Consider the following 25052-nt stretch of genomic DNA (forward strand, 5'->3'; position numbering starts at 1 on the left):
GGCACGACCGATAGCGGCGTCCGAGTGGCCGCCAGCCAATTAACGTCCACCTCATGAATTGTTGGCGATCAGGACTCGCGAGGCCGATTGATGCAGCGTTCGGACGAAGGAACGGAGGTGCCGTCGCGGCCGGAGGCGGTCTCCGCCAGCCAGCGGCGCTTCTGGTTCCTGGACCAGATCACGCCCGGCGTCCCCGTCTACAACAGCTATTCGGCGATTGACCTGTCGGGCCCGCTCGACCCCGCGCTAGCGGTCCGGGCGCTGCAGGGGGTCGTCCGCCGGCACCGCATCCTGCGTTCCCGATTCCGGGACGAGGACGGCCAGCCGGCCATCGACACGTCGACGGGTGACCAACCGGCGGCGATACCGTTCATCGACCTTTCCGCGCTTCCGGACCCGGCACGCGGTACGACCGCCGGCGGCCTGGTCGACCGACTCGCGCATCGCAGATTCGACATTCAGCGTGGCCCGCTGTTCCGGGCGGCGGTCATCCGCACGGAAACCGACCGGCACATCGTGCTGTTCGGCGTGCACCACATCGTCTCCGACGGCTGGTCGGTGCAGGTGGTGTTCCGCGATTTCCGCGATCTGTACGCCACCCTCGCGGAGAATGGCGAATTCCGTCCGACACATTCTCGGCCGCAGTTCTCGGACGTCGTGGCGAGACAGGAGAAATGGCGGAACAGCGCCGGACATGACCGTCAGCTAGATTACTGGCGCGGTCGACTGGACGGCATCCCCGGCGATTCCCGCGTGCCACCGGACCGCGGGGCGAGGACCGATGCCGGGCACGCCGCCGGACACGCCCGGTACGCCATCGCCGACGACCTCGCCGGGCGGCTGCGGGCCCTCGCCCGCGCCGAGCGGGTCACGCTGTTCATGGTGCTGCTGACCGGCTTGAAGATCACCGTGTCGCGTTACCTGCAACGCGGCGACATCACGGTGGGCACGCCGATCGCGATGCGCGACGATCCGGACGTCCAGGACATGGTCGGGCCGCTGCTGAACACCCTGGCGCTGCGCACCGATCTGTCCGGCGCGCCGACCGTACGACAGGCCCTGCTCCGGGTACGCGACACCTGCCTCGCCGCGTACGACAACCAGGACGTCCCCTTCGACTCCGTGGTCGCCGCGTTGGGCGGCGGGCGGGACCTGGAGAACAGCCCGTTCTTCCAGATCCTGTTCCAGTACGTCGCCGGCGCCGGCGAGCGGCACTCCTTCGCCGGACTGCGGGCCTCACTGAGGGAGGTCGAGCTCGGTCTGGCCAAGCTCGACCTGACCCTCGACGTGGTGGAGGACGACGGCGCCCTGGAGCTCGTCGCCCGGTACCGGGCCAGCAGCTACGACCGGGCCACGATCGACCGTCTGGCAGGGCACTGGCAGAGCGTGCTCGTCGGCATGTGCGAGCGGCCGGACGCGGACATCGAGGACCTCGACGTGCTCGCCCCGGCGGAACGGTCCGTGGTCGCCTCCGCGTCGACCGGGGCGCCCGTCGTCGCGCCGGCGGCGACGTCGGTGCTGGATCTCTTCGAGCGGATCGCCGACGCTGACCCGTACGCCGAGGCGGTCGTCTGCGGAAGCGTACGGCTCGGCTACGGGCAACTGGACCGGCGGGCGAACCAACTCGCGCACCGCCTGCGCGAGCTCGGGGTGGCACCCGAGACGCGGGTGGGCATCCTGATGGAGCGTTCGGTCGAGACGATCGTCGCCGTGCTGGCGGTCTGGAAGGCCGGCGGAGCGTACGTGCCGGTCGACACCGACATGCCGGCCGCCCGGCGGGAGGCGATCCTGGCCGACGCGGGCGTGACCGTCCTGCTCACCCAGGAGCAGCTCGCCGGCGACCTCGCCGACGACCGGCGGCACGTGCTGACCGTCGACCCGGACCACACGGCGTTCGGCCACCTGTCGACCGATCGGCCGCCGCGCACCACGGCCGCCGGGCAGCTGAGCTACGTCATCTACACCTCGGGGTCGACCGGACAGCCGAAGGGTGTCATGGCGACCCACGGTGGCCTGCTGGGCACCTGCCTGGCGTGGGAACACGCGTTCGGGCTCCGGGGGCGGATCCGGTCGCACCTGCAGATGGCGAACTTCTGCTTCGACGGCTTCCTCGGGGAACTCGTCCGGTCCCTCACGTCCGGGGCGAAGCTGGTGGTCTGCCCCCGCGAGTTCCTGCTCTCGCCCGACCGGCTGCTCGCCCTGATCCGGGACGAACGGGTGGATGTCGCCGACTTCGTACCGACCGTCCTGCGGGCGTTGTCCGGGCACCTTGAGCGCAGCGGCCAGGGCCTCGGCGGGCTCCGGCTCGTCATCGTGGGGTCCGACACCGTACCCGCGGACGAGCTGGCCCGCCTCCGGCGGCTCGGCGGGCCGGACACTGCGGTGGTCAACTGCTACGGGCTCACCGAGGCAACCGTGGACAGCACCTACTTCGTCTGCCCGCCCGACTGGCCGGAAGACACGTCCGTGCTCATCGGCGAACCGCTGCCCGGAATGACGGTCCATCTCCTGGACCCGGCGCTGCGGCCGGTGCCGCCGGGAATGCCCGGCACGATCTTCGTCGGCGGCCCCACGGTGGCTCGCGGATACCTGGGCGATCCCGGCCGGACGGCGTCGGTCTTCCTGCCCGACCCGTTCAGCCCGCTGCCCGGCGCCCGGATGTACCGGACCGGCGACCGGGCGCGTTTCCGCCGGACGCCGCAGGGGTTGCGGATCGAGTATCTCGGCCGGGCCGACCAGCAGGTCAAGATCCGCGCGTACCGGGTCGAGCTGGGCGAGATCGAGGCGGCCCTGCGGCGTCTGCCGGGCGTCCGGGACGCGGTGGCAGTCGTAAACGACAGCGATCCCACCGACCGGCGGGTGCATGCCTTCGTCGCCGCCGCCGAGACCGCCGAGACGCGGGACTGGCATGCCGCGCTGCGCGCGACACTTCCCCACTACATGCTTCCCGATCGTCTGGTGCTGCTGCCCGCGCTACCGACCACGGCGACCGGTAAGACGGACCGCCGCGCCCTGGCGGGTCGCCCCGGCCGGGAGATCCCCCTGCCGGGCACCGGGACGCCGCCGCGTACCGAGACCGAGCGGCGGCTGGCTCGGCTGTGGACGCGGGTGCTCCGCGGGCGGCGGACCGGTGTGCACGACGACTTCTTCGTCGCCGGCGGCGACTCCCTGCTGGCCATGCAGCTCGTGGCGCGCGTGCGTGCCGAGTGGGGCATCGAGTACGGCCTCCGGCAGTTCTTCCGCCAACCGACGATCGCGCAGGTCGCCGCGAGGATCGACGCCGAGGACGAGCGCCCCGACCGGGACCTCGCCCGGCTGGACGAGATCGTTCCGGTGGCCCGTGAAGTCGTCCGTCACCCCGCTGACGGAACGCCGTGATCCCGCTCGCCGACCGGCGCTGAAGGAGAGGCCGTGGACCTTCCGTACGTCATCCGCAGTGACCGCCCCGCGGAGAGGCTCACCGACCGGATCGCGGCCGACCGCCCCGAGATCCGGCACAGGTTACGCACCAACGGCGCGGTCCTGCTCCGCGCCTTCGACGTCGGCGGAGTCGACGGTCTCGAGGCGGCGGTGCGGGCGCTGTCCGGTGATCCGCTGCCCTACACGGAGCGTTCCTCACCCCGGTCGACGATCAAGGGGAGGATCTACACCTCCACCGACTACCCACCTACCGAGGAGATCTTCTTCCACAACGAGAACTCCTACCAGAGTTCCTGGCCGATGACGCTGTACTTCCACTGCGTACAGCCGCCCCTGGAGCGGGGCGCCACCCCGCTGGCCGACACCCGCGGCGTGCTGCGGGAGCTCGACCCGACGGTGCTGGAGGAGTTCGCCAGGCGCCGGTGGATGGTCCGGCGCAACTTCACTCCCGACGTGGGCCTCCCCTGGCAGGAGGTGTTCAACACCACCGACCGTGACCAGGTCGACCGCTACTGCGCCGAGCACGGCATCGAGGCGCAGTGGCGCGGCCCGCAATGGCTGCGCACGACCTCGGTCCGCGATGCCGTGCACCGGCACCCGCAGACCGGGGAGCGGGTGTGGTTCAACCACGCCGCCATCTTCCACGTCACCACCCTCGGGCCCGACGTCCGCTCCGGGCTGCTGGAGATGTTCGGGGAGGACGGACTGCCCAGCAACAGCTACTTCGGCGACGGAGGCGCGATCCCCGACGACGTCATCGGCCACGTCCGCGACTGCTACCGCGCGGCCGGCACCCGATTCGACTACGAGCGCGACGACGTGCTCGTGATCGACAACATGCTGACCTCCCACGCGCGTGAGCCGTTCCGGGGCCCGCGCCGGATCGCCGTCGCCATGGCCGAACCGGTGCCGACGGTCGGAGCGGCGTCATGAGCGGGGCCGGTCCGGTCGTCTCGAGCGAGGCCTCCTCGGCGCAGCGTCGCATCCACTTCCTCGACCAACTGGTGCCGGACGGCGCGGTGCAGAACATCACCCGGGCCCTCGATCTGCACGGTGAGCTGGACGTCGCGGCGCTCGATCGGGCACTGCGGCGGACCGTGCGCCGGCACGAGAGCCTGCGGACCTGTTTCGCCGTCGTCGACGGCAGCCTGCGTCAGCTGATCACCGAGCGGGAGCCGCGGCTGCGCGTCGTCGACGTCCGTGACGTCCTGTCGGGGGACGCCGCGCCGTCGCCGGCGGGACTGGTGCAGGCGCTGACCGACCAGGAGGCGGTACGCGTGTTCGACCTCGCGCGCGCCCCGCTGCTGCGCCTCACCCTGCTGCACACCGGTCCGCGCCGGTACGTACTGCTGACGTCGTTCCACCACATCATCGCCGACGCCTGGTCGGTCGACATCTTCTTCACCGAGCTGGCGGCGCTCTACCGTGCCGATCGGACCGGAGAGCCGGCGCTCCTGCCCGAACCACGGCTGCAGTACGCCGACTACGCCACCTGGCAGAACCGGCTGATGCGGGCCGGCCGTTGGGAACGCGGCAGCGCCTACTGGCGGGAGCAGTTGCGGGACGCGACGGAGCTGGCCCTGCCCACGGATCGTCCCCGACCGGCCCGGCCCGCTTACCGCGGTGACAGCTACCGCTTCTCCCTCGACACCGCCGTCACCGCGCGTCTGGGGGAACTCGCCCGCGCGGAGGGTGCCACCGTCTTCATGGCGCTGCTCGCCGGATTCGCGATCCTCCTGCACCGCTGCACGGGCCAGCAGGACATCGTCGTGGGCGGAACGGCCTCGGGACGCGACCGGCCGGAGATCGAGTCGCTGATCGGCGCCTTCGTCAACATGCTCGCCCTCCGGATCCGGGTGGACGGCGAGCGGAGCGCCCGCGAGGTGCTCCGGCTCACCTCGGAGACCTGCCAGGACGCGTACGAGCACCAGGACGTCCCGTTCGAGCAGGTGGTGGCGGCGCGGGGCGAGGCACGCCGGTCGGACCGCCACCCGATCTTCCAGGTCGTGTTCCAGATGATCACAGAGGCGGACCCTGAGTTGACCCTGCCGGGTGCCACCGGCACGTTGCGCGAGGTCGACCGGGAGAACTCCACCTACGACCTGGTCTGCACGGTCACCCGGACGCGGGAGCGGCTCGCCGGGCGGATCGACTACGACACCGATCTCTTCGCACGCTCGTCCGTCGTGGCGCTCGCCGACTGCTGGCTGGCCATCCTCGCCGACCTCGGCCGGGACCCGGACCGGAAGGTCCGCGAACTGGCGCCCGGCGGTGACCGTACGGCCGGCGCACCACCGGCTCCGGTGACCCGGGCCGCGCTGGACCAGGTGCTCGACGTCGCCGCGCTTGCCGGACCCGACGCGGGTGACGACCTGCACGGCGAGGTCGTCGACGTGCACGGGCTGCCGACGCCGGTGGGTATGCCCGGCGAGTTGTGGGTCGTCGGCGGAGGCTGGCGGACCCGCACCGGGCGGCTGGTCCGGCGGCGCCCGGACGGGACCCTGGCGCCCGCGTACCTGCCCGACCACCCCGCCGAGGGGGTCGAGACGCGGGTCGCGGGCACCGGCCCCACGGACGCGACCGAGGCCGCGATCGCCGCGATCTGGAGCGAGGTACTCGCCCGCCCCGACATCGGCCGGCACGACAACTTCTTCGTGCTGGGCGGGCACTCCCTGCTGGCGACCGTCGTCGTGACCCTCATCCAGGAGCGTCTCGGGGCACCGCTCAGCCTGGCCGACTTCTTCCTGTACCCGACGGTCGCCGGGCTCGCGGCCGAACTGACCGCGCGGCCTGCCGTCGCGGGGACCGACGGCGAGCTGGCAGACATGTTGGCCGACCTGGAGCGCGAGTCGAGATGACCGAGACGACCGAGGCGCCGACGTCCCGCACCGGGTCCGCGCCGACCAGCGCGACGACGGCAGGTGCCGCCGCCATCCCGGACGTGGTCGGGCTGATCGAGCGGTGTGCCGCGGGTACGCCGGACGCCGCCGCGGTGACCATGGGCGACACCCACCTGACGTACCGGCAGCTCGACCGGCGCGCCGACGGGCTCGCCCGGCGGCTTCGGGACCTCGGCGTCGGCCCGGGACGGATCGTCGGCCTGCACGCCGATCGGTCCCCCGAACTGATCGTCGGCCTGCTGGCCGTGTTGAAGTCCGGCGGCGCCTACCTGCCCCTCGACCCGGCGCTACCCGACGACCGCCTGCGCTTCATGGTCGACGACGCCGCCGCGTCGATCGTGCTGACCCGACCCGGGCGGCACGGCCCGATGGCCGGCGGCTCGTACGACCTGGTCTCCCTGGACGGGGACGGGGACGGGGACGGGGCGAGGCTCGGGGCCGGAGCCGGAGCCGGCCCACGGGACCTGGCGTACGTGATGTACACCTCGGGCTCCACCGGGCGACCGAAGGGCGTTATGGTGGAGCGCCAAGGGCTGGCGAACTACGTGCGGTGGCTGATGGCCGAGTTCTCGCCGGGCAACCCGGTGCACAGTCTGCTGCACAGCTCGATCGCGTTCGACTTCTCCGCCACCAACATCTACCTGCCGTTGGTGACCGGCGGGAGCCTCGCGCTGGCGCCGCCGGACGCCGACCACGAGGCCCTCGCCCGACTGCTCCAGGACTCGCGGCTGGACCTCGTCCGGGTGACCCCGTCGCACGCCGAGCTGCTGGACGCCGCCACGGGCGGGCGGACGCCACCACCCGGGCCGCGGTACGTCGTCGTGGGCGGCGAGATCCTCCGGGCGCACCAGGTGTCGACCCTGCGCCGCCTCTTTCCCGGATCAGTCGTCTACAACCACTACGGACCGACCGAGACGGTGATCGGGCGCTGCTTCCTGCGCCTCGACGAATCCGCCGGGTTCCACCTGGACGACTACGCCGCCCATGATCCCGTGCCGGTCGGCGGCCCGATCCCCAACACCCTGCTCACGGTGCGTCCCCGAGAGCCGGAGGCGACCGCGGACGACACCGACGAACTGCTGATCGGCGGGCTCGGCCTGGCCCGCGGATATCTGAACCTCCCCACGCTCACCGAACGGAACTTCGTCACGCTGCCGGACGGTACCCGGGCGTACCGGACCGGCGACCTGGTGCGCCTGGACGACCGGCGGCGGCTCGTGGTGGTGGGACGGACCGACGACCAGGTCAAGATCCGCGGGCACCGCATGGAACTGGGCGAGGTCGAGGCCTGCCTGCGGGCGTCCGACGAGGTACGCGCCGCCGCCGTCGTCAAGGTGGCCTCCCCCCGCGACGCCCTGGTCGCATTCGTCGTACCCGAACGGGACGGGCATCTTGATCCGGCCGCCCTGCGCGCCGGCCTGGCCCGGAGGCTGCCCAACTACATGCTGCCGCACCGGTTCGTCGTACTGGACGCGCTGCCGCTCTCCGCCAACCGCAAGCTCGACCGGGCCGCCCTCGCCGCGCTGGCGGTCGCCCCCGCGCCCCGACCGGTGGCCGAGCCGTCCGACCCGCAGCCGGAGAGTCGGGAGGAGCGGTTCCTGCGGTGCGTACGGGACGTGCTGGGGCTGAGCGAGTTGTCGGCGGACGACGACTTCCTCGCGCTGGGCGGCGACTCGATCGCCGCGATGAAGCTGGCCGCCCGGTGCCGGGCGATCGGCATCGAGCTGCGGTACACCCACATCCTCGTCGCCCGGAGCCTCGGCGAGACGCTGGACGGCGCCGCCCGCTAGCGCAGCGTCGGCGACCCGGCGGCCGAGCCGTACCGGGAGGGCCGCGAGTCCACGCCCGCGTACCAGTCGACCAGGGCCCGCTCCGCGACCCGGCGACGCGCCGCGGTGCCGGCGTCCTCACCGTCGTTGAGGACCATGAGGTCACGGCCCAGCCGGTGCAGCCGAACGACCTGCTCCGGGCTGAACCCTCGGCCGAGCAGGTAGGGCAACGCCCAGAAGTCGAAGTTCCACATCGGCATCCACAACGACTCCGTCACCTCGGCGAAGACGCGGTCCACGGCGTCGCACGCGCCCGCCGAGTCCATCGTCGCGTGCCGCCAGCGGAAGTCCCGGCCGGTCAGCGCATACTTCGCCGCCTGCTGGTGGATCGGGGCCCGATGGTTGTACCACCACGGCTCGATCCGGAAGAACGTCGGCGCCACGTCGTTGAGGAAGTCGATCGTGTGCTGCACCGTCCGCTCCGTCTCGCCGGGAAAGCCGGCGATGAACGAGGCGAACGACATGATGCCGCGCTCGTTGAGCCGCTCGATGCCGTTGCGGTACCGGTCGACGCTGGCCGACTTGCTCATCGCCTTCAGGACCGTGTCGTCGCCCGACTCGATGCCGAGGAAGACGCCGGCGCAGCCGCTGCGCGCCATCAGGTCGAACATGTCGCTGCCCCGCACGTTGCCGCACCGGAAGTACGAGTACCAGCGGAAGCCGTACCCCTTGCGGATCATGAGCTGGCAGATGTCGACGAAGCGCGGAAGTGGCACGTTGAAGGTGTCGTCGATGAAGACGACGTCCGTCGCGCCCAGTTCGGCCATGGCGTCGAGTTCCCGTTCGATCGTTTCCAGCGAGGCCAGCGACAGCGCGCCCGCCCGGATGGGGTAGTCGCAGAAGCCGCACTTGAACGCGCAGCTGCGCGCTGTCCGGGTCTGGAGCACGGGTCCCAGGTCGGCACCGTCGAACTGACCCCACTCGATGGCGCACTCGTCGAGCGAGTTGTTCTCCGGCACCCGGCGGGTGCTCACCACCGTCTCCCCGTCCCGCACCCACAGCAGGTTCGGCACGTCCTCGAGCGGCCGTCCGTCGCGGACGGCGGCGGTCAGCCGACGCAGCGTGTCCTCGCCCTGCCCGTCGTGCACATACACGTCGGCGCCGATCTCGGCGAGCACCCAGGGCAGCGTGGCCGCGTCGGCATCGACGATCAGGTTGGCGACCAGCGGCCCGCCGACCACCACCATCGTCTCCGGGTTGCGCTCCCGGACGAACTCGACCAGCTCGATCACCGGTCCCGGCGAGACGTAGAACGTGGTGGTGATGACGGTGAGCACGGGGTCTCGCTCGGTCAGCAGGGCCGCCAGCCGGTCCTGCTCCGGGCGGAACGCCGAGACGAAGTCCGCCTCGTACCCGTGCCGGCGCAGGTGGCTGGTCAGGTACACGGCGGCGAGGTTCGGGACCTCGCCGATGTGGTACCCGACGTGGCCGGCGCCCGCGCCGGAGCGGCGACGGTCCAGTTCCGACAGCAGGTCCATGTACGGCAGCCGCTGGCCGTCGAAGCGCACGTGGTCGTGGCGGGCGGTCCGATACTCGATGGCCTGGCCGCCCTTGCGGCCCACCAGGTCCAGGTGACGCGAGAAGGGCGTGTCGTTGTAGCCGATGATCAGACAGTCGAGCCGCATCGTGTGTCCCTTCGTGGGTCCTCCGACGCGACGCCGCGCTACCGGCGCGCGCAGAGCATGAACATCTGACTCGGTGCCGCGGGGTCCCTGCCGGTGCGCTCCGCGTCCAGCTCCACCAGCCAGGAGAGGTGCGCCGCGCCCGTGCCGGAGACACTGGAGCCGGCGATCAGCCAGTCCGGGAACGTGCAGAAGCTCTTGGTCGTGACGTCGCGGAACCCCGACCGGGCGCACTCCCCCGCCAGGGTCCCCGGCGGCGTGAGCCGCCCGCGCAGTTCGGCCACCTCCCGGGGCGAGTAGAAGGACAGGAACGTCTGGAACCGGCAGTCGGGGTGCCACGCGCTCACCACCAGCCGGCCCCCGGGGCGCAGGGTCCGCCGGGCCTCGGCGAAGAACCGCCCGCGCTGCGCGGCCGAGAGGTGGTTGATGGTGCCCATCATGCAGCTGACCAGGTCGAAGGACCCGGTCCGGAACGGCAGGAAGGTCCCGTCGGCGACCGCGAACCGCCGCTGCCACCGCCCGTCGACACAGGTCCGTACGCCGGCGTCGCTCAGGTCGACGCCGAACGACCGGACGCCGTACCGGCTGAGCACCTGGGGGTAGCGCATGGTGCCGCTGCCCACGTCGAGCGACGTGCGGTAACGGTCGACGGGACCGAGGGCGTGCAGCAGCTCGACCGACTCGAGCTGCTTCTTCGCGGTGTCCGTCACCCCGGTGTTCTCGAACTGGAGGTAGAACGTGGCGTCGTAGGCGTCCAGCCGGGTCGCGTCGGCGTCGAGCAACCCACGGTCGGCGAGTTCCCCGACCAGCGCCGCCGGTCTCGGCGTGCGCCGAGCCGACCCGGGTGCCTCGGCCGGGGCGGGCACCGCACGGCAGGCGGCGTGCCGCGCCTGGGCGTCGAGGTAGCTGACGTCCCAGGCCAGCAGGGCCTCGAAGCAGTCGGCGGCCTCGCCGGGGCGGCCCTGCTCCTGCAGGCGCCGGGCCTGGTGGTAGAGCTGTCGGAGCTCCTCCTCGCCGGGACCGCCGAGCGACGCCTGCTGGAACGCGATCGCCGCCGCGGCCGGGGCGCCGACCTGCTGGAAGCACTCCGCGGCGGCGTACCAGGCGGAGGCCCTGAGCCGCGCGGACGCGGTGGCCGCCTGGAAGTAGGCGACCGCCTCGCCCGGCTCGCCCCGGTCGCGCAGTGCGCGGCCCACCTCGTACGCGGCGGACGAGTGGCCGTGCAGGGCCGCCCCGGCCGCCCGGGCCACCGCCACGACCGCCGCGTCGCCCTCCCCGGCGCCCGCCGAGCCGACGCGTTGCAGATGCCGGATCCGGTGCACGGCGAAGGACGGGCCGGCGGTGGCGGCGTAGAGCCGGGCGGCGCGGTCGAGGGTGCCCGCGTCGACCGTGCCGAGCAGCCGACGCTCCGCGTCCAGGAGAGTCGCGGCCTGGGCGGCCGTCAGCGACGGCCGCAGCGCGTGCACGGTACCGGCCGTGGTGCCGGCGAAGACCTTCGTGCCGTCGGCGCCCGCGGTGACGGCGGTGATCGGGCCGTCGAGGGTGGCGGCACAGAGCGGCGTGCCGTCCAGCAGCAGGGTGAGCCGCGCGCCGTCGGCGACCAGCTCGCACCACGCCGGATCCCCGGCGGGCGGGGCACCGGACGACCCGGCGGCGGCCGGCGAGCCGTCGGTGCCGAGGAGGGCGCGTCCGCCGTGGTAGGACACCTCCAGCACGTCGTCGCGCCGCCACGCGAGCGTGCGCACCGGCATGGCCATCGGGGCCGTCCAGAGCGGCTTCACCGGCCACTCCCGCCGGCCGCGGGCGCCATCGGCTGCGCCCCGATCCAGGCGCTCAGCTTTGCCACGGTCGGGTGCCGCAGGAAGGTCTCCAGCTCCGCCTGGATGCCGAACTCCTCGTTGAGCCGGTTGGTGAGCACCGCCGCGAGCAGGGACGTACCACCCAGCTGGAAGAAGTTGTCGTCCGGGCCCACGTCGACGGCGTCGAGGACGTCCTCCCACAGGCGGCGGACCGCGTCCTCGACCGACCCGTCGGCAGTCGCCGCACCGGTGCCACTGAGCACCAACTCCCGGGCGGCCAGCGCGGCCCGGTCGACCTTGCCGCTCGGCGTCGTCGGAAACCCGTCGACCGGCACGACCGCCACCGGCACCATGTGCGCCGGCAAGGCCGATGTCAGCTGCCCGCGAACGTCGGCGGGCCACCCGCCCGGACCGGCGACGGCGTAGGCCACCAGCCTGCGTTCGGCGCCCGGGCGGCCGTGCGCGACCACCACGGCGTCGGCGAGGCCGGGCACGGCCTTCACCGCGACCTCCACCTCACCCAGCTCGACCCGGTGGCCACGGATCTTCACCTGGCCGTCGTCGCGGCCGAGGAACGTGACGACGCCGTCCGCGTCGAGGCGCCCGCGGTCCCCCGTGCGGTACAGCCGCCCGCCGGCGGCACCGTGCGGATCGGGCACGAAGCGTTCCGCCGTCAACGCCGGGCGGTGCAGATAGCCACGGGCCAGCACCCGCCCGCCGATGGCGATCTCCCCGGTCGCGCCGACCGGCAGGGGCAGCCCGCGGTCGTCGAGCACCACGATGCCGGCGCCGTCGATCGCGGCGCCGATCGACGGCAGCTCGGGCCACTCGCCCGGGTCGCGTCCGAGCTGGATCGACGTCACGATGTGGGTCTCCGAGGGACCGTACTGGTTTACCAGCGTGGCCGCCGGCAGCGCCGCGAAGAAGCGCCGCAGCGCCGGCGTGACGTACAGCTGTTCCCCGGCGGTGATGACCTCCCGGACCGCCTGGGGGAATCGTTGCTGCCCGGTGGCCGCGCCCGCCAGCGCCTGGAGCGCGACGAACGGCATGAAGATCCGGTTGATCCGGTACTCGTCGACGAAACGCAGCAGGCGGTGCGGGTCACGCCGCACGTCCTCGTCCACCAGCACCAGGCAGCCACCGGCGGCCCAGGTGCTGAACATCTCCTGGAAGGACGCGTCGAAGCTGAACGCGGAGAACTGCAACGTGCGGGAGCCCTCCGCACAGCCCGACGCCCCGCGCTGCCACTCGATGAGGTTGGTCAGCGGGCCGTGCGGCATCGCCACGCCCTTGGGGACACCGGTGGAGCCGGAGGTGTACATGACGTACGCCAGTTCGTCGTCGGTGACCGTGGGCCACGGCTGCCCGGACGACGCACCGCCCGACGGCTCCCCGTCCAACCACATCGTGTGGACGCCGGCCCGCGACGGCAGACGCTCGGCGATGTCGGGCTGGGTCAGCAGCACCCGTACGTCACTGTCGCGCAGCATGAACGCGAGGCGCGCCGGCGGGTAGGCCGGGTCCAGCGGCAGATACGCCGCGCCGGCCCGCAGCACGGCCAGCACGGCGACGGGCAGGTTGACGGAACGGTCGACGGAGACGCCGACGATCCGGCCGGTCACGCCGTGGCGCAGCAGCCGCCGCGCGAGCCGGGACGCCGCCGCGTCCAGCGCCGCATAGGTGAGGGCCTGTCCGTGGTACTCCACGGCGGGGGCGTCCGGCGTGGCCCGGCAGCGGTCGTCGAAGGCGCGCAGGACGGTCATGACCGCCCCGCCGGGGCGCGGAGAGCGTCGGTGAGGATCGTGGCCAACTCCCTGACGTGCGGTTCGGTCAGCATCGTGTAGTGGTCGCCCGGTACGAGGTGCCGCCGCACCGGACGCTCGGTGATCCGCTGCCAGCTGTCGGCGGCACGGTCCCGTTCCAGCGGGTCGGCGTCCGACGCGAAGACCAACAGGAGCTGCTCCACCGGCCGGACGGCACGGTGGCGGCGCCGGGCCCGGTCGTGCGCGCGGAAGAGCGTCAGCCAGGTCAGCAGTTCGGTGATGTCGGTGCCGGGCGGCAGGGCACCCGCGGCACGGGCGGCGGCGAGGACCCGGGCGAGGCCGTCGCCGAAGGAGAGCGGACGCAGGTCGTCGGCCGGCACGGCGAAGGGCCGGCCCAGGACGCCGCCCAGGTGGGTGGCGAAGGCCGACAGGATCTCGGTCTTGCCCGGCGCCTCGTCCTCCTCGGCCGGGTAGCTGTCCACCAGCGCCAACAGGTCGACGCGGGCGCCCGCCCCGCGCAGCCGCCCGGCCATCTCGGCCGCGAGCACCCCGCCCAGGGACCAGCCGATCAGCGAGTACGGCCCGGCGGGCTGCGCCTCGGTGAGCCGAGCGAGATGGTGTTCGGCGATGTCGGCCAGCTCCGGCTCGTACGGATGGGTGTCCGCCGGCGGCGCCGGCAGCCCGTAGACGGGCCGCTCGGGCGGCAGCAGCCGGACCAGCTCGCGGAAGGCGAGGAGGTCGCCGCCGGCCGGATGCACGCAGAACACCGGGTCGCCGGCACCGCCGCGCCGCAACGTCACCGGGCCCGCCGGGGAGTCCGGCTGCCCGCCGCCGAGGTCGCGCCGGACCAGATCGCTGAGCACCGAGACGCTGGCGGCCTCCTCGTCGGCGTGCTCGAACAGCACGGAGACCGGCACCACCGTCCCGAACGTCTTCTTGATCCGGGCGAGCAGCTGGACGGCCAGCAGCGAGTGCCCGCCGAGCGTGAAGAAGTCGGCGTGGACGTCGACCCCGTCCACGCCGAGCAGATCCTCGTAGATCCGCGTCACCCCCAGTTCCACGCTGTCGCGCGGGACACTCCTCGCGGCGGTCACACCGTCACCTCCCTGTCAGGACGCTGGATGGGTAGGAGAACGACCTCGAGCCGGTCGAGGCCGTGCAGGAACGTCGAGGCGCTGCGTACCGGCTCCGCGCGCAGCTCGATCCGGTCCACCCTGGCGAGCAGCACCTGCAACAGCACGCGCACCTCCATTCGGCCGACCGACGCCCCGACGCAGTAGTGCGGTCCCGCGCCGAGGCTGAGGTGCCGGTTCGGCCGCCGGTCGATCCGGAAGGCGTCCGGTTCGGCGAAGACCGACTCGTCGCGGTTGCAGGACGGGATCCACAGCACGACGCGGTCGCCGGCGCCGATGCGGGCACCACCCAGTTCCACCTCGCGCGTCGCCGTGCGCATGAGGTGCATGGGTGGTGACGCCCAGCGGAGCACCTCCTCGACGGCCGACGGGAGGAGCGAGGCGTCCCGCCGCAGCCGCAGCCACTGGTCGGGATGCCGGGCGAAGGCCAGCAGGGTGCCGGAGACGGCGTGTCGGGACGTGCCCAGCCCGCCGTTGACCAGACCGTCGCAGCTGAGCAGGATCTCTTCGTCGGTGAGCCGCCGCTCCGGGTCCGGTTCGTGTGCCAGCGCGCTGACCACGTCCGCGCGCGGATCCGCCCGCCGGCTCTCCAGCAGGTCGGCGAAGTAGCCGAAGACGTGTGCGCTGGCGGCGCGGCGCGAGGTGCGCTCCGCCGGGTCGGTCTCCTCGGCGAAGGCCGTGCGGACGAGGGCGGCGAGCCGGGCGGTGTCCGCGTCGTCGGTGCCGAGCATCCGCCCCACTACCCAGGTGGGCACCGCGCTGGCGAGGCGCTGCACGATTTCCACCGGTTCGCCCGTCACCATCGGTTCCAGCTCGGTCTCGAGCCGCCGGCGCAGCGCGTCCCGCATCGCCGCCACCTCGTTCGACCGGAACCAGGGCGCGTGCGCCGCGCGCAGCCGGGCGTGCTCCGCGCCGTCGGCGACGACGAGCATCCGGCCGGCCGCGGCCCCCACCGCGGCCTCGTCCGCGCCCAGTCGCATCCCGCGCGTCGAGGTGAACCGGACGGGATCCTCCAGCACCTGACAGGCCAGGTCGTGGGTGGTCACCGACCAGAACGGGCCGTACCGGGGCGAGTCGAGTCTGGCGATCGGACGGTGGCGGCGGACCGCCCGCCAAAGCGCCAGGTAGTCGGTCCGGCGGTAGGTCGCCGGGTCGGTGAGATCGGGCTCCGCGAGCTCCCGGTCGGTGGGTTCGGGCGTCACGGCCGCTCAGCCCGCTGCCGTTTGGTCCCGGCCGGTCCGCCGAGGTCGAGGATCATCGCGTCCAGCGCCGCGGTGAAGTCAGCGATCACCCGGTCGACGGTCGTCTCGTCGAAGAGCGTCGTGTCGTACTCCAGGAATCCCGTCATCGCACCGGGCTCGTCCTGCAGGACGAGCGCGAGGTCGAAACGCACGGCGTCGGAGGCGACCGGCACCTCGGTGACGTCGAGGCCGGGCAGCGTCGCCGGTCGGCGCGGCGTGTTGTTCAACACCAGCTTCACCTGGAAGAGGGGGGTGCGCCGGCCGGACCGGCGCGGCCTCAGCGCCTGCACGACCCGTTCGAACGGCACCTGGTGGTGACGCAGTCCGTCCAGCACGGTGGTGCGGGCCCGGTCGAGCAGCTGCCGCCAGGTGGGGTCGCCCCCGGTGTCCATCCGCAGCACGATCTGGTTGACGAAGAAGCCGAGCATGGTCTCGGTCTCCGGCATCGACCGGTTGGCCACGTCCGTGCCGACGGCGACGTCGTCCTGACCGGTGAGGTCGTGCAGGGTCGCCGCCAGCGCGGCCAGCAGCACCATGAAGGGCGTGGCACCGGTCGCCTGACCGAGGCTCCGCACGCCGCGGCTGACCGACGGCGACAGCCGAACCGGCACGCTGCGCCCGGCGGGCCGCGCGTCGGGCGGATCCGGTCGCTCCGCCGGGCGCGGGAACAGCTCGCGGACGCCGGTGAGTCGTCGGGTCCAGAAGTCCAGCTGGGCGGCGAGGTGCCCGTCGCCGTACGACCGCCGCTGCCAGACGGCGTAGTCGGCGTACTGCGGGGTCGGCGGCGTCGGATCGGGTGGGCGCCCCGCCACCAGGCCGGCGTAGGTCTCCCCCAGCTCGGCCGTGAGCAGCCCGAAGGACCAGCCGTCGTGGACGATGTGGTGCATCGACAACAGCCACGCGTGGTCCTCGTCGCCGAGCCGGACCACCTGTGCCCGCAGCACCGGGCCGGTCTCGAGGTCGAACGGACGGTGGTACTCCCGGTCGACCAGCCGCCGCAGTTCGGCCTCGCGGTGCCCGGCCGGCAGCGCGGTCAGGTCGACCAGCGCCATCGGCACCGGCGCGGCGGGCAGGATCCGCTGCCGGGGCACGCCGTCGTCGTCGGCCACGATGACGGTACGGAGCACCTCGTGCCGGGCGACCACCGCGTCCACGGTCCCGGCGAGGGCCCGGACGTCCAGCGGGCCCGCGATCCGGTCGAACACTGGGACGTTGTACTGGTGGTCGCCGGGACGCAGCTGCGCCATGAACCACAGGCGCTCCTGGGCGAAGGACGCGGGCAGCGGGTCGCGCCGATCGACCGCGACCAACGCCGGAAGGTCGTCTCCGGCGGCGGACAGACCGTCGAGGTAGCTCGCCAGGTCGGCCAGGGTCCGGTGGTCGAACGGCGCCCGTACCGGCACGTCCACGCCGAGCAGCCCGCGCAGCTTGAACACCACCTGCAGGGTGAGCAGGGAGTGGCCGCCGAGCCCGAAGAAGTCGTCCTCCGGCCCGACGTCGTCGCAGCCCAGCAGCGCGCGCCAGATGTCGGCGACGACCCGCTCGGTTTCGGTCAGCGGTCGTGCGGGGACCGCCCAGACGTTCTCCAGCACCGCCGGGTTCGCCGCCATGCGGCGCAGCTGGGCGCGGTCGACCTTCCCGTTCGAGTTCAGCGGCAGCTCGGTGACGGGCAGGTAGCGCGCCGGCAGCGCGGGTTCGGGCAGCCGCTCGCGCGCGTACCCGGCGAGTTCCGGGATCGCCGCCGCGCAGGCCCGGCTCCAGAGCGGATCGTTGGCGTACGGCCGGGCGTCCCAGGACTCCTCCGGCGGGCGGTGGACGGGCCGGCCAGGCGCCCCGATCGGCCCGCGACGACGCAAGACGACGTCGTACGCGCCCTCGGCGTGTCCGGCCGCCCAGCTCAACTCGACGTCGACGGATCCGTCGCCGGCCAGCTCCCACCAGTCCTCCGGGGCGGTCCCCTCCGCCGGCAGACCGGTGGCGCAGGCCACGAGTTCACCGGCGGAGGAGGCGGGATCCCGCTCGTCCATCGACCGCTTGAGGCGGCGGGCCCAGGACAGGCGCGCGTTCGGGACGGCGGCCAGGCGCACGGCGTCGAGCCGCTCGGCGTCGAGCAGGCGGAGCAGGTCGGCGGGGGTACGGCGATCGGGTCCCCAGTCGTGGGTCGGGGGGTCCTCCGCGGCGACGGGCGTACCGACGGTGAGAATGACGTCGTACCGGAAGGTGACCAGTTCGTTGTCCTGACGGCCGCGCTTGGGCAGCACCCGGACCCGCGCGATCCTCGGCCACCGCGCGCCGATCTCCCGGAACAGTGCGGGATCCAGGCACAGCTCCGGCTCGTGGGCGACGGTGCGCCGGACCCGCTGGCGCAGCTCGCCCAGGCGCAGCCCGACCGGGGCCTTGTGCACCTCCACCGACGTGTGGAACAGCTCCGACAACGGCAGGCTGCGCAGGTCACCGAGGAAGACGTGGCCGCCGTCGGGCAGCACGTCGACGGCCTGGCGCAGCACCCGCAGCAGGTACTCGACGGACGGAAAGTACTGCACCACCGAGTTCATGACGACGGCGTCCGGCGGTGCGCTCGCCGCGTCGGCCCGAAGACTCTCGTGGGCCGGCGCGGCCCAGGTCTCGACCCGGTCGGACCACGCGCCGCCCACGTCGCGCAGGGCACGCCGGACGTATTCCACGGCGGCGGGCGAGTTGTCCGTCGCCTGGTAGGACTCGCATGTCGGGGCCACCCGGCCGAGGATCATGCCGGTGCCACAGCCGATCTCGAGCACCCGACTCGGGCGCAGCCCCCGGATGCGCCCGGCGGCGTCGTCCAGCCAGGCCCGCATCTCGGCGGGGTCGAGGGGCCGCCCGGAGTAGCTGCTCAGCCAGCCGGCGAGGTTGAAGAAGGGGTCCTGGTCGCCGTCGAGGTCGCGGTAGGTGTCCTCGTAGAGCTCCCGCCACTCCCGGACGCGGTCACGGTCCCACCCGCCGTCCCGCGTCTGCTGGCCCTCCAGGCAGACGAAGGCCACGATCTGCTCGTCACCGGTGTCGCGGCGGACCAGTTCCGCGGCGCTGGAGCGCACCGCGGGGTGACTGTCCAGGACGGCCTCGATCTCCCCGCACTCGATCCGGTGGCCGCGCACCTTGACCTGCTCGTCGCGGCGGCCCAGATATTCGAGACAGCCGTCGGGCAGGTACCGCGCGACGTCGCCGGTGCGGTAGAGCCGGCCGCCCGGCTCGGGGCCGAACGGGTCCGGTACGAAGGCCGCCGCGGTGAGCGCGCCCCGGCGCCAGTAGCCCAGACCGACCCCGGCACCACCGACGTACAGCTCGCCGGGCACGCCGATCGGGGTGGGGCGCAGGGCGGCGTCCAGAACGTAGACGCGCGCGTTGCTGATCGGCGTGCCGATCGGCACCCGGCCGTACGGCGTGACCTGGTCACCGTCGTACGCGGTGCAGGCCACGGCCGTCTCGGTCGGGCCGTACTCATTGACCAGCCGGACCTCGGGCTGACCACGACGCAGCCCGGCCACCGCCTCCCCACGCAGCCCCTCGCCGCCGAGGATGACCGTCCGGCACGGCAGGGCCGGTGCGTCGTCCGCGGCGGACTCGACCAGGAGACGTAGATGGGACGGGGTCAGTTTGACGAAGCTCAGATCGTCGGCCTCGTCGAGCAGGGCCCGCAGTTCCGCTCCGGGCACCTCGCGCTCGGCAGCGGCGAGGAGCAGTTGCTGGCCGGCGAGCAGCGGCGCGAACAGGCTGGTCACCGCCAGGTCGAAGGCCAGCGGCGAGTGCACCGCCACCCCGGTCCCCGCTGAGACGGTGTAGTACCGGGCGGCCCACCGCAGGTAGTTCACCACGTTGCGGTGGGTGAGCAGGGCGGCCTTGGGCCGGCCGGTCGAGCCGGAGGTGTACATCAGGTAGAGCAGGTGGTCGGCCGACACCGGTACCGGGAGGGGCTCCGCCGGCCGCGCCGCGATCGACGCGCGTTCGGCGTCCAGTCTCACCACCCGCAGTGCGGAGCGGTCCACACCCTCCGGCACGCCGTCGGGCACGACGAGCAGGGCGCTGCCGCTGTCGGCGAGCATGACGCCGGTCCGCAGTGGCGGCTGCCGCGGATCGAGCGGGAGGTATGCCGCGCCGGTCTTCATGATCGCCAGCAGCACGGCTACCGTGTCCGGCGCGTGCGACAACAGCACCGCCACCGTGCCGCCGGGCCGGGCGCCGGCGTCCCACAGGTGGTGGGCGAGCCGGTTCGCCCACCGCACCAGTTCGCGGTAGGTGAGCACGCTCCCGGCGCAGCACACCGCGGGCGCGTCCGGGCTCCGTTCGGCCTGCCGCTCCACCAGCTCGTGCAGTGGCGCGTCGACGCCCGGCGCGGCGGTGTCGTTCCACTCGGACAGGATCCGGTGCAGCTCCTCCCCCGACATGACCGGCAACCCGGCCAGGCGCCGACCCGGATCGGCGGTGGCCGCCGCCAACAGCTCGCGGAACGAGGTGGCCAGCCGGGCGACGGTGGCTCCGTCGAACAGGTCGGTGGAGTAGTCGATCAGGCATTCCAGCCCCTGGTCGGACTCCCAGACGTTGACGTCCAGGTCGAAGCGGGCCGACTCGGTGCCCGTCTCCAGCAGCGTCACCGTGAGGTCGGAGAGCGACGCGGCCAGCGGCGGCGTGTTGTGCAGCGTGAAGTTGACCTGGTAGAGCGGGTTACGGCCGAGGTCACGCTCGGGGAACAGCCGCTGGGCGATGAGGTCGACGGAGACGTCCTGGTGGGCGTACGCCGCCAGGCACGTGTCGCGTACGTGGCGCAGGAGTTCGTCGAAGGTCTGCCCGCCACGGGGGCGGATCCGGAACAGGACGGAGTTGGCGAAGAAGCCGATCAGGTCGTGCAGTTCCGGGTGCCGGCGGTTCGCCACCGCGCCACCGATGACGATGTCGTTCTGGCCGCTCCACCGGTGCAGGACGGCACCGAGGGCGGCCAGCAGGGTCATGTGCGCGGTGCCACCGCGGCGGCGGCTCAGCTCGGCCACCGCCCGCGTGAGGTCGGCGCCGAGCGCGAACCGGTGGGTCGCGCCGCGATGGCTCTGCACGGCCGGGCGTGGCCGGTCGGTGTACAGCGTCAGGGCCTCGGGCGCGCCGCTGAGCTGAGCCTGCCAGAAGGTGAGCTGTTCCTGCGCCTCCGCGCTGTTCTCCCAGTCCGCCTGCCACCGGCTGTACCCGGCGTACTGCACCGTGAGCGGGCTCAGCGGGCTGGGTCGCCCGGCGGCGAAGGCGCGGTAGAGCTGGTCCAGCTCACGCCCGAGCACGCTGAGCGACCAGCCGTCGACCGCGACGTGGTGGAACGTGACGAGCAGGACCGACTCGTGCTCCGCGAGGAGGACGAGGCTGGTCCGCATCGGGGGGTCGACGCCCAGGTCGAACGGACGGCGCCGCTCGATCGACGCGAGCCGGTCGCTCTCCCGCTGCGCGACGTCCGGCTTCAGGCCCCGCAGGTCGATCACGGGCAGCGCCGGTTCGAGGGTCGGCCGGACCCGCTGGTAGGCCACCCCGTCCACGACGGGAAAGGTCGTCCGCAGGATCTCGTGCCGGGACACGATCTCGAGCAGGCAGCGCCGCAGCACACCGACCCGCAGCGGTCCGGCCAGGTGGAACGGGTTGACACTGGTGTAGAACGCGCTGTCCGGCCGCAGCCGGTGCAGGAAGAGGATGCGGCGCTGCGCCGACGACACCGGGGCGTCGCCCTCGGCGGCTCCGCCGTACAGGGCCAGCGGGCCGACCATTCCCCGGTCGCGCAGCCGCTTGGTCAACGCACCACGTTGCTCGGGCGTGAGGCTCTGGATCCGCTGGGTCAGCTCCCGCACGGTCGCTCCCCTCTGCCGGTCCACGCCGTGCCGTCAGCCCGCGTCGGCCCGCAACTCGGCGGGCACCTCGAAGCGGAGCTCGGACTCGCAGAACGTCCGCCACCGCGGGGTGTCCGCGTCCCACAGCACGCTCTCGTCGTCCTGCACCGGGTGCAGCACGACGGACAGGTCCTGGCGTACGTAGACCACCGTCTCGTCGGTCAGGCCAATTCCTTCCGGCTCGACCCAGCCGGGGAAGCGGCGCAGCTCGGCCAGCAGGTGCCCGCGGTAGTACGGGATCATCGCGCGGCCTCCCGCCCGGACCGGCGCCGCAGGCCGGGTGCCGGCGTCCCGCCGGAATCCATGTCCACCATCGTTTCCCCTCTCCCGCACCAGATGATCGGCCCCCTACGAACGCGCGCCCTCCAGGGCTCTCTCGACCGCCGGCGTCGCCCCGGCGCGCCCGATGCTGCTGAACGCCCCGGACAGCGCGATGGCGACCATGGCCGTACCCACCGCGAGGAGCACCGGGGTGACGCCGACCCCGGCGGCGACGGCGGTGATCGCGCCCGCGCCGAGCGGTCCCAGCGCGGAGTGGATCGTCCAGAAGGCGGCGGTCACCCGCCCCAGCAGGTGACCCGGAGTGATCTCCTGGCGCAACGACATCGAGCAGATGCCCGCCACCCCGGTGCCCAGCAGCATGACCGCCATCAGCACCGCGAGCGCGGGCACGCTGCGAGCCAGCCCCATTCCGGCGACGGCGAGGCCGGCCAGGCTGAAGGCGCCGATCCAGCTGGGGCCGAAGCCCAGCCGCCCGCGGACCCGGGCCACCACGAACGACGCCACAAAGGTGCCCACCGTCCCGGCGGTCAGGACGTAGCCGACCACCGTGTCCGGTTGCCCGAGTTCGTCCTTCAGCCGGAAGATGACGGCGTCGGTGAGCCCGTAGGTCAGGAACGTCAGCAGCGACAGCAGCAGCGTGAGCTGACGCAACAGCGGATGGTTCCAGAGGAAGCGCGCACCCGCCAGGAACTCGTTGCGGACGTTGCCCGCGCCCGCGACGGCCGGCCGGGCGGCGTCCGGCCGCCCCGCCGCGAGCCTGATGAACAGCACGCCGACGGCGGCGACGGCGAAGGTGACGGCGTCGAGGCCGATGGCGGCAGCGGGACCGAAGGCGGCGGCCACCATGCCGGCGAGCGCCGGGCCGGCGACGCTCGCGACCGCGTACGTGGCGTAGAGGTGGCCGTTGGCCCTGGTGATCTGGTCCGCCGCGACGATGGCGGGCACCACGGCCACGTAGGTGACCTGGAAGATCATCGAGAAGACGCCGGCCAGGGGCACGACGAGGTAGATCAGCCAGGACGGCTCGGCGACGAGGAAGACGACCGCGACGGCTCCGTAGAGCACGCAGCGGGCTCCGTCGCAGATCATCAGGAGGGTCCTGCGGTCGAAGCGGTCGACGACCACCCCGGCGAAGAGCCCCGTGGTGATGGAGGCAACGCCGGTCAACCCGGTGACGATTCCCATCTGGACCAGCGAGCCGGTGACCTGCAGGACGAGCAGCGGTATGGCCACGTAGGAGAACGAGTCACCGACGGCGGAGAGCGTCTGTATCCCCAGGAAGGTGCGATAGTTCGGATTGCGCCACAGTGAGGTGCCGGGAGCCACGGCACCGGCCGGGCGGCCGTTCGGCGAGGCTGCATCTCCTTCGACTCGGGCAGCCGCATCCGAAGCGGTTACTGGATCATCATTAGACACAAGCGGCCCCCCCCCAAACCGGACTCGAATAGTCCATCATGACATCTCCACGTCGGTCAAGGTCGGCGCCAAATCGGTAGGCGCAAGATCATTATGTTGACATCCATGAATGGCTGACATACAGTCGCAAGGCTCGCTCATACGGTAACGCGGGCTTGGCATGGCTCAACGGGGGCATTTATCTCGGCCATGGATATCTGTCGCCGCAGCGGTAATCGCTGAAACCATCATGGAATGTCCATCATCCTGACGGGCGGAAATGCGGGTATCATTCGTTCACACACCAATGTCCACCGTGCCGGTGCCGCAACGGAAGTTGTTCTGGCGGAATTTCGACGTCCAATACCACTCGGTGCACCCGGGCCTACGCCACATGAAACGCAACATGTGGGAACTGCCGCACTGGATGCTCTGGCTCGGCGGAGTGCTGGACGCGCACGGCTACTCCGACATGGGAGTCCTCGACCTCTACACCGATCCGGGCACCTTCATCGAGCCGGGTCGCCTGGCGAAGGACGCCATCGAGGAGGCGGCCCGCAGCAGTCCAGCCGACGTCTACCTCTTCTCCCCGATGACGGTGAACCTCTGCTACGCGTACGAGATCTCCACCGTCATCAAGCAGATCCACCCCAGGTCCATCATCGTCTACGGCGGGGTGGCCGCGACCCCGCTGGCCGACGAGGTCGCCGCCCACCCGAGCGTGGACTACGTCGTGGTCGACCGTGGGGAGCGCGCCCTGCCCGCACTGCTCGACGCACTGCGCGACGGGCAGGAGCCGACGCCCGTGGGCAACCTGGTCTACCAGCGCGAAGACGGCACCATCCGGCGGACCGCAACCCGCTACCCCGACGTCGCCCCCGCCGACCTGCCATTTCCGAAGATCGACCTGTTCCCCCGCAGGAGCGGCGAGGACATCCGTTACCTGCGCCAGGTCTACGCGCTCGGCTGCCCGTACCAGTGCACGTTCTGCACCATCCAGACCATCGGCCGCCGCCCCGGATACTTCCCGATCGAGCGGGTGCTGCGGGAGATCCGGGCGTACCGCGCCCATTACGGCGCCCACCACAGCATCTACTGGGGCGACGAGACGTTCACCCTGCACCCGGAACGGACGCTCGAACTGCTCGACGCGCTCGCCCGGGAGGGCAACATCCAATACGACTGCCAGACGCGGCTCAACTGCCTCACCGACGAGCGCGTCCTGCGCAAACTAAAGAGCAGCGGCTGCCAGTGGATTGAGATCGGGCTCGAGACCGGGTCGCAGGACACGCATCACACGCACAAACACCACATGAACCTGAACGCGACCACCGAGACGTTGAAACGAGTCCGGGACGCGGGGCTGGCAACGTGCGCGTTCACGGTCAACGGCTTTCCCGACCAGACTCCGGACGACATGGCCCGCAGCATCGACTGGATCAGCGGACTGATCCACGAGGATCTGCTGCAGGCGACCTACCTGTTCGGCCTCGTACCCTATCCCGGAAGCACCATGTTCCAACATCCCGAGCGCTTCGGAATGAAAATCCTGCATCGTGACTTCAGCCTTTACCACGAGGACCTACCGCCGGTCTATGCCACCGACAAAGCCACTCCGGACCAGATCTACCAGGTATTCCTGGACGGGCTGGAAACATTCGCCGAGGCCATGGGCAAACGGCCGTACTTCAATGACGCGTCGCCGGTCGGCGACCTGTCGAAGTATGGCGGGTTCTGGGCGGATGCCCATGTGTAGCGTCTCGCGGCCCTACCGGACGGG

Annotated in this window: 13 protein-coding genes; 5 read left to right on the forward strand and 8 right to left on the reverse strand. The window is 72.2% G+C overall.

The window, feature by feature from the left end; all coding sequences use genetic code 11:
* The first annotated feature begins 117 nt into the window (after positions 1-117).
* From RM555_RS09070 to RM555_RS09085, 4 genes are read left to right on the forward strand one after another with little or no spacing between them, the layout of a single operon-like run.
* A complete protein-coding gene (locus RM555_RS09070; protein ID WP_311411314.1) occupies positions 118-3378 on the forward strand; it encodes a non-ribosomal peptide synthetase in 3261 nt (1086 codons plus the stop codon).
* 33 nt (positions 3379-3411) lie between these two features.
* Positions 3412-4353 (forward strand): TauD/TfdA family dioxygenase, encoded by a 942-nt coding sequence (locus tag RM555_RS09075; protein ID WP_132234368.1) that lies wholly within the window; start codon positions 3412-3414, stop codon positions 4351-4353.
* Positions 4350-6278, forward strand: coding sequence for a condensation domain-containing protein (locus RM555_RS09080; protein ID WP_311411315.1), 1929 nt, complete (start codon positions 4350-4352; stop codon positions 6276-6278). Before RM555_RS09075 ends, RM555_RS09080 begins: the two co-directional genes overlap by 4 nt.
* Complete coding sequence (locus tag RM555_RS09085) at positions 6275-8110, forward strand: non-ribosomal peptide synthetase (RefSeq protein WP_311411316.1); 1836 nt, start codon at positions 6275-6277, stop codon at positions 8108-8110. Before RM555_RS09080 ends, RM555_RS09085 begins: the two co-directional genes overlap by 4 nt.
* Here RM555_RS09085 and RM555_RS09090 read toward each other — a convergent pair.
* The 8 genes from RM555_RS09090 to RM555_RS09125 form a co-directional block, all read right to left on the reverse strand.
* Positions 8107-9774 carry a PhpK family radical SAM P-methyltransferase gene (locus RM555_RS09090; protein WP_311411317.1) on the reverse strand — a complete coding sequence of 556 codons (1668 nt, stop codon included), beginning with the start codon at positions 9772-9774 and terminating at the stop codon, positions 8107-8109. The two genes, RM555_RS09085 and RM555_RS09090, sit on opposite strands and share 4 nt — an antisense overlap.
* A gap of 38 nt (positions 9775-9812) precedes the next feature.
* The gene (locus RM555_RS09095; protein WP_311411318.1) at positions 9813-11552 is read right to left on the reverse strand and encodes a class I SAM-dependent methyltransferase; all 1740 of its coding nucleotides are present in this window, start codon (positions 11550-11552) and stop codon (positions 9813-9815) included.
* Positions 11549-13333 (reverse strand): non-ribosomal peptide synthetase, encoded by a 1785-nt coding sequence (locus RM555_RS09100; RefSeq protein ID WP_311411319.1) that lies wholly within the window; start codon positions 13331-13333, stop codon positions 11549-11551. The genes RM555_RS09095 and RM555_RS09100 overlap by 4 nt, the downstream gene beginning before the upstream one ends.
* On the reverse strand, positions 13330-14427 hold the full coding sequence (locus RM555_RS09105; RefSeq protein WP_311411320.1) for an alpha/beta fold hydrolase: 1098 nt from the start codon (positions 14425-14427) through the stop codon (positions 13330-13332). The genes RM555_RS09100 and RM555_RS09105 overlap by 4 nt, the downstream gene beginning before the upstream one ends.
* Positions 14424-15668 (reverse strand): cytochrome P450, encoded by a 1245-nt coding sequence (locus tag RM555_RS09110; protein WP_311411321.1) that lies wholly within the window; start codon positions 15666-15668, stop codon positions 14424-14426. The genes RM555_RS09105 and RM555_RS09110 overlap by 4 nt, the downstream gene beginning before the upstream one ends.
* Positions 15665-21556 (reverse strand): non-ribosomal peptide synthetase, encoded by a 5892-nt coding sequence (locus RM555_RS09115; protein WP_311411322.1) that lies wholly within the window; start codon positions 21554-21556, stop codon positions 15665-15667. Before RM555_RS09115 ends, RM555_RS09110 begins: the two co-directional genes overlap by 4 nt.
* 33 nt (positions 21557-21589) lie before the next feature.
* A complete protein-coding gene (locus RM555_RS09120) occupies positions 21590-21838 on the reverse strand; it encodes a hypothetical protein (protein ID WP_311411323.1) in 249 nt (82 codons plus the stop codon).
* Between the two features lie 105 nt (positions 21839-21943).
* Complete coding sequence (locus RM555_RS09125; RefSeq protein WP_311411324.1) at positions 21944-23203, reverse strand: MFS transporter; 1260 nt, start codon at positions 23201-23203, stop codon at positions 21944-21946.
* 376 nt (positions 23204-23579) lie between these two features.
* On the opposite strand from RM555_RS09125, the gene RM555_RS09130 reads away from it, so the two are divergent.
* Positions 23580-25028 carry a B12-binding domain-containing radical SAM protein gene (locus tag RM555_RS09130; protein ID WP_311411325.1) on the forward strand — a complete coding sequence of 483 codons (1449 nt, stop codon included), beginning with the start codon at positions 23580-23582 and terminating at the stop codon, positions 25026-25028.
* The last annotated feature ends 24 nt before the right edge of the window (positions 25029-25052 follow it).

Origin of the sequence: Micromonospora reichwaldensis, assembly GCF_031845925.1 — a bacterium.
Classification (GTDB): Bacteria; Actinomycetota; Actinomycetes; order Mycobacteriales; family Micromonosporaceae; genus Micromonospora; species Micromonospora reichwaldensis.

Bases quoted from the DNA above. Each gene is read 5' to 3' on its own strand.
- RM555_RS09080 (WP_311411315.1), top strand. From the start codon at position 4,350: ATGAGCGGGGCCGGTCCGGTCGTCTCGAGCGAGGCCTCCTCGGCGCAG.
- RM555_RS09085 (WP_311411316.1), top strand. From the start codon at position 6,275: ATGACCGAGACGACCGAGGCGCCGACGTCCCGCACCGGGTCCGCGCCG.
- RM555_RS09090 (WP_311411317.1), bottom strand. From the start codon at position 9,774: ATGCGGCTCGACTGTCTGATCATCGGCTACAACGACACGCCCTTCTCG.
- RM555_RS09100 (WP_311411319.1), bottom strand. From the start codon at position 13,333: ATGACCGTCCTGCGCGCCTTCGACGACCGCTGCCGGGCCACGCCGGAC.
- RM555_RS09120 (WP_311411323.1), bottom strand. From the start codon at position 21,838: ATGATCCCGTACTACCGCGGGCACCTGCTGGCCGAGCTGCGCCGCTTC.
- RM555_RS09130 (WP_311411325.1), top strand. From the start codon at position 23,580: ATGTCCACCGTGCCGGTGCCGCAACGGAAGTTGTTCTGGCGGAATTTC.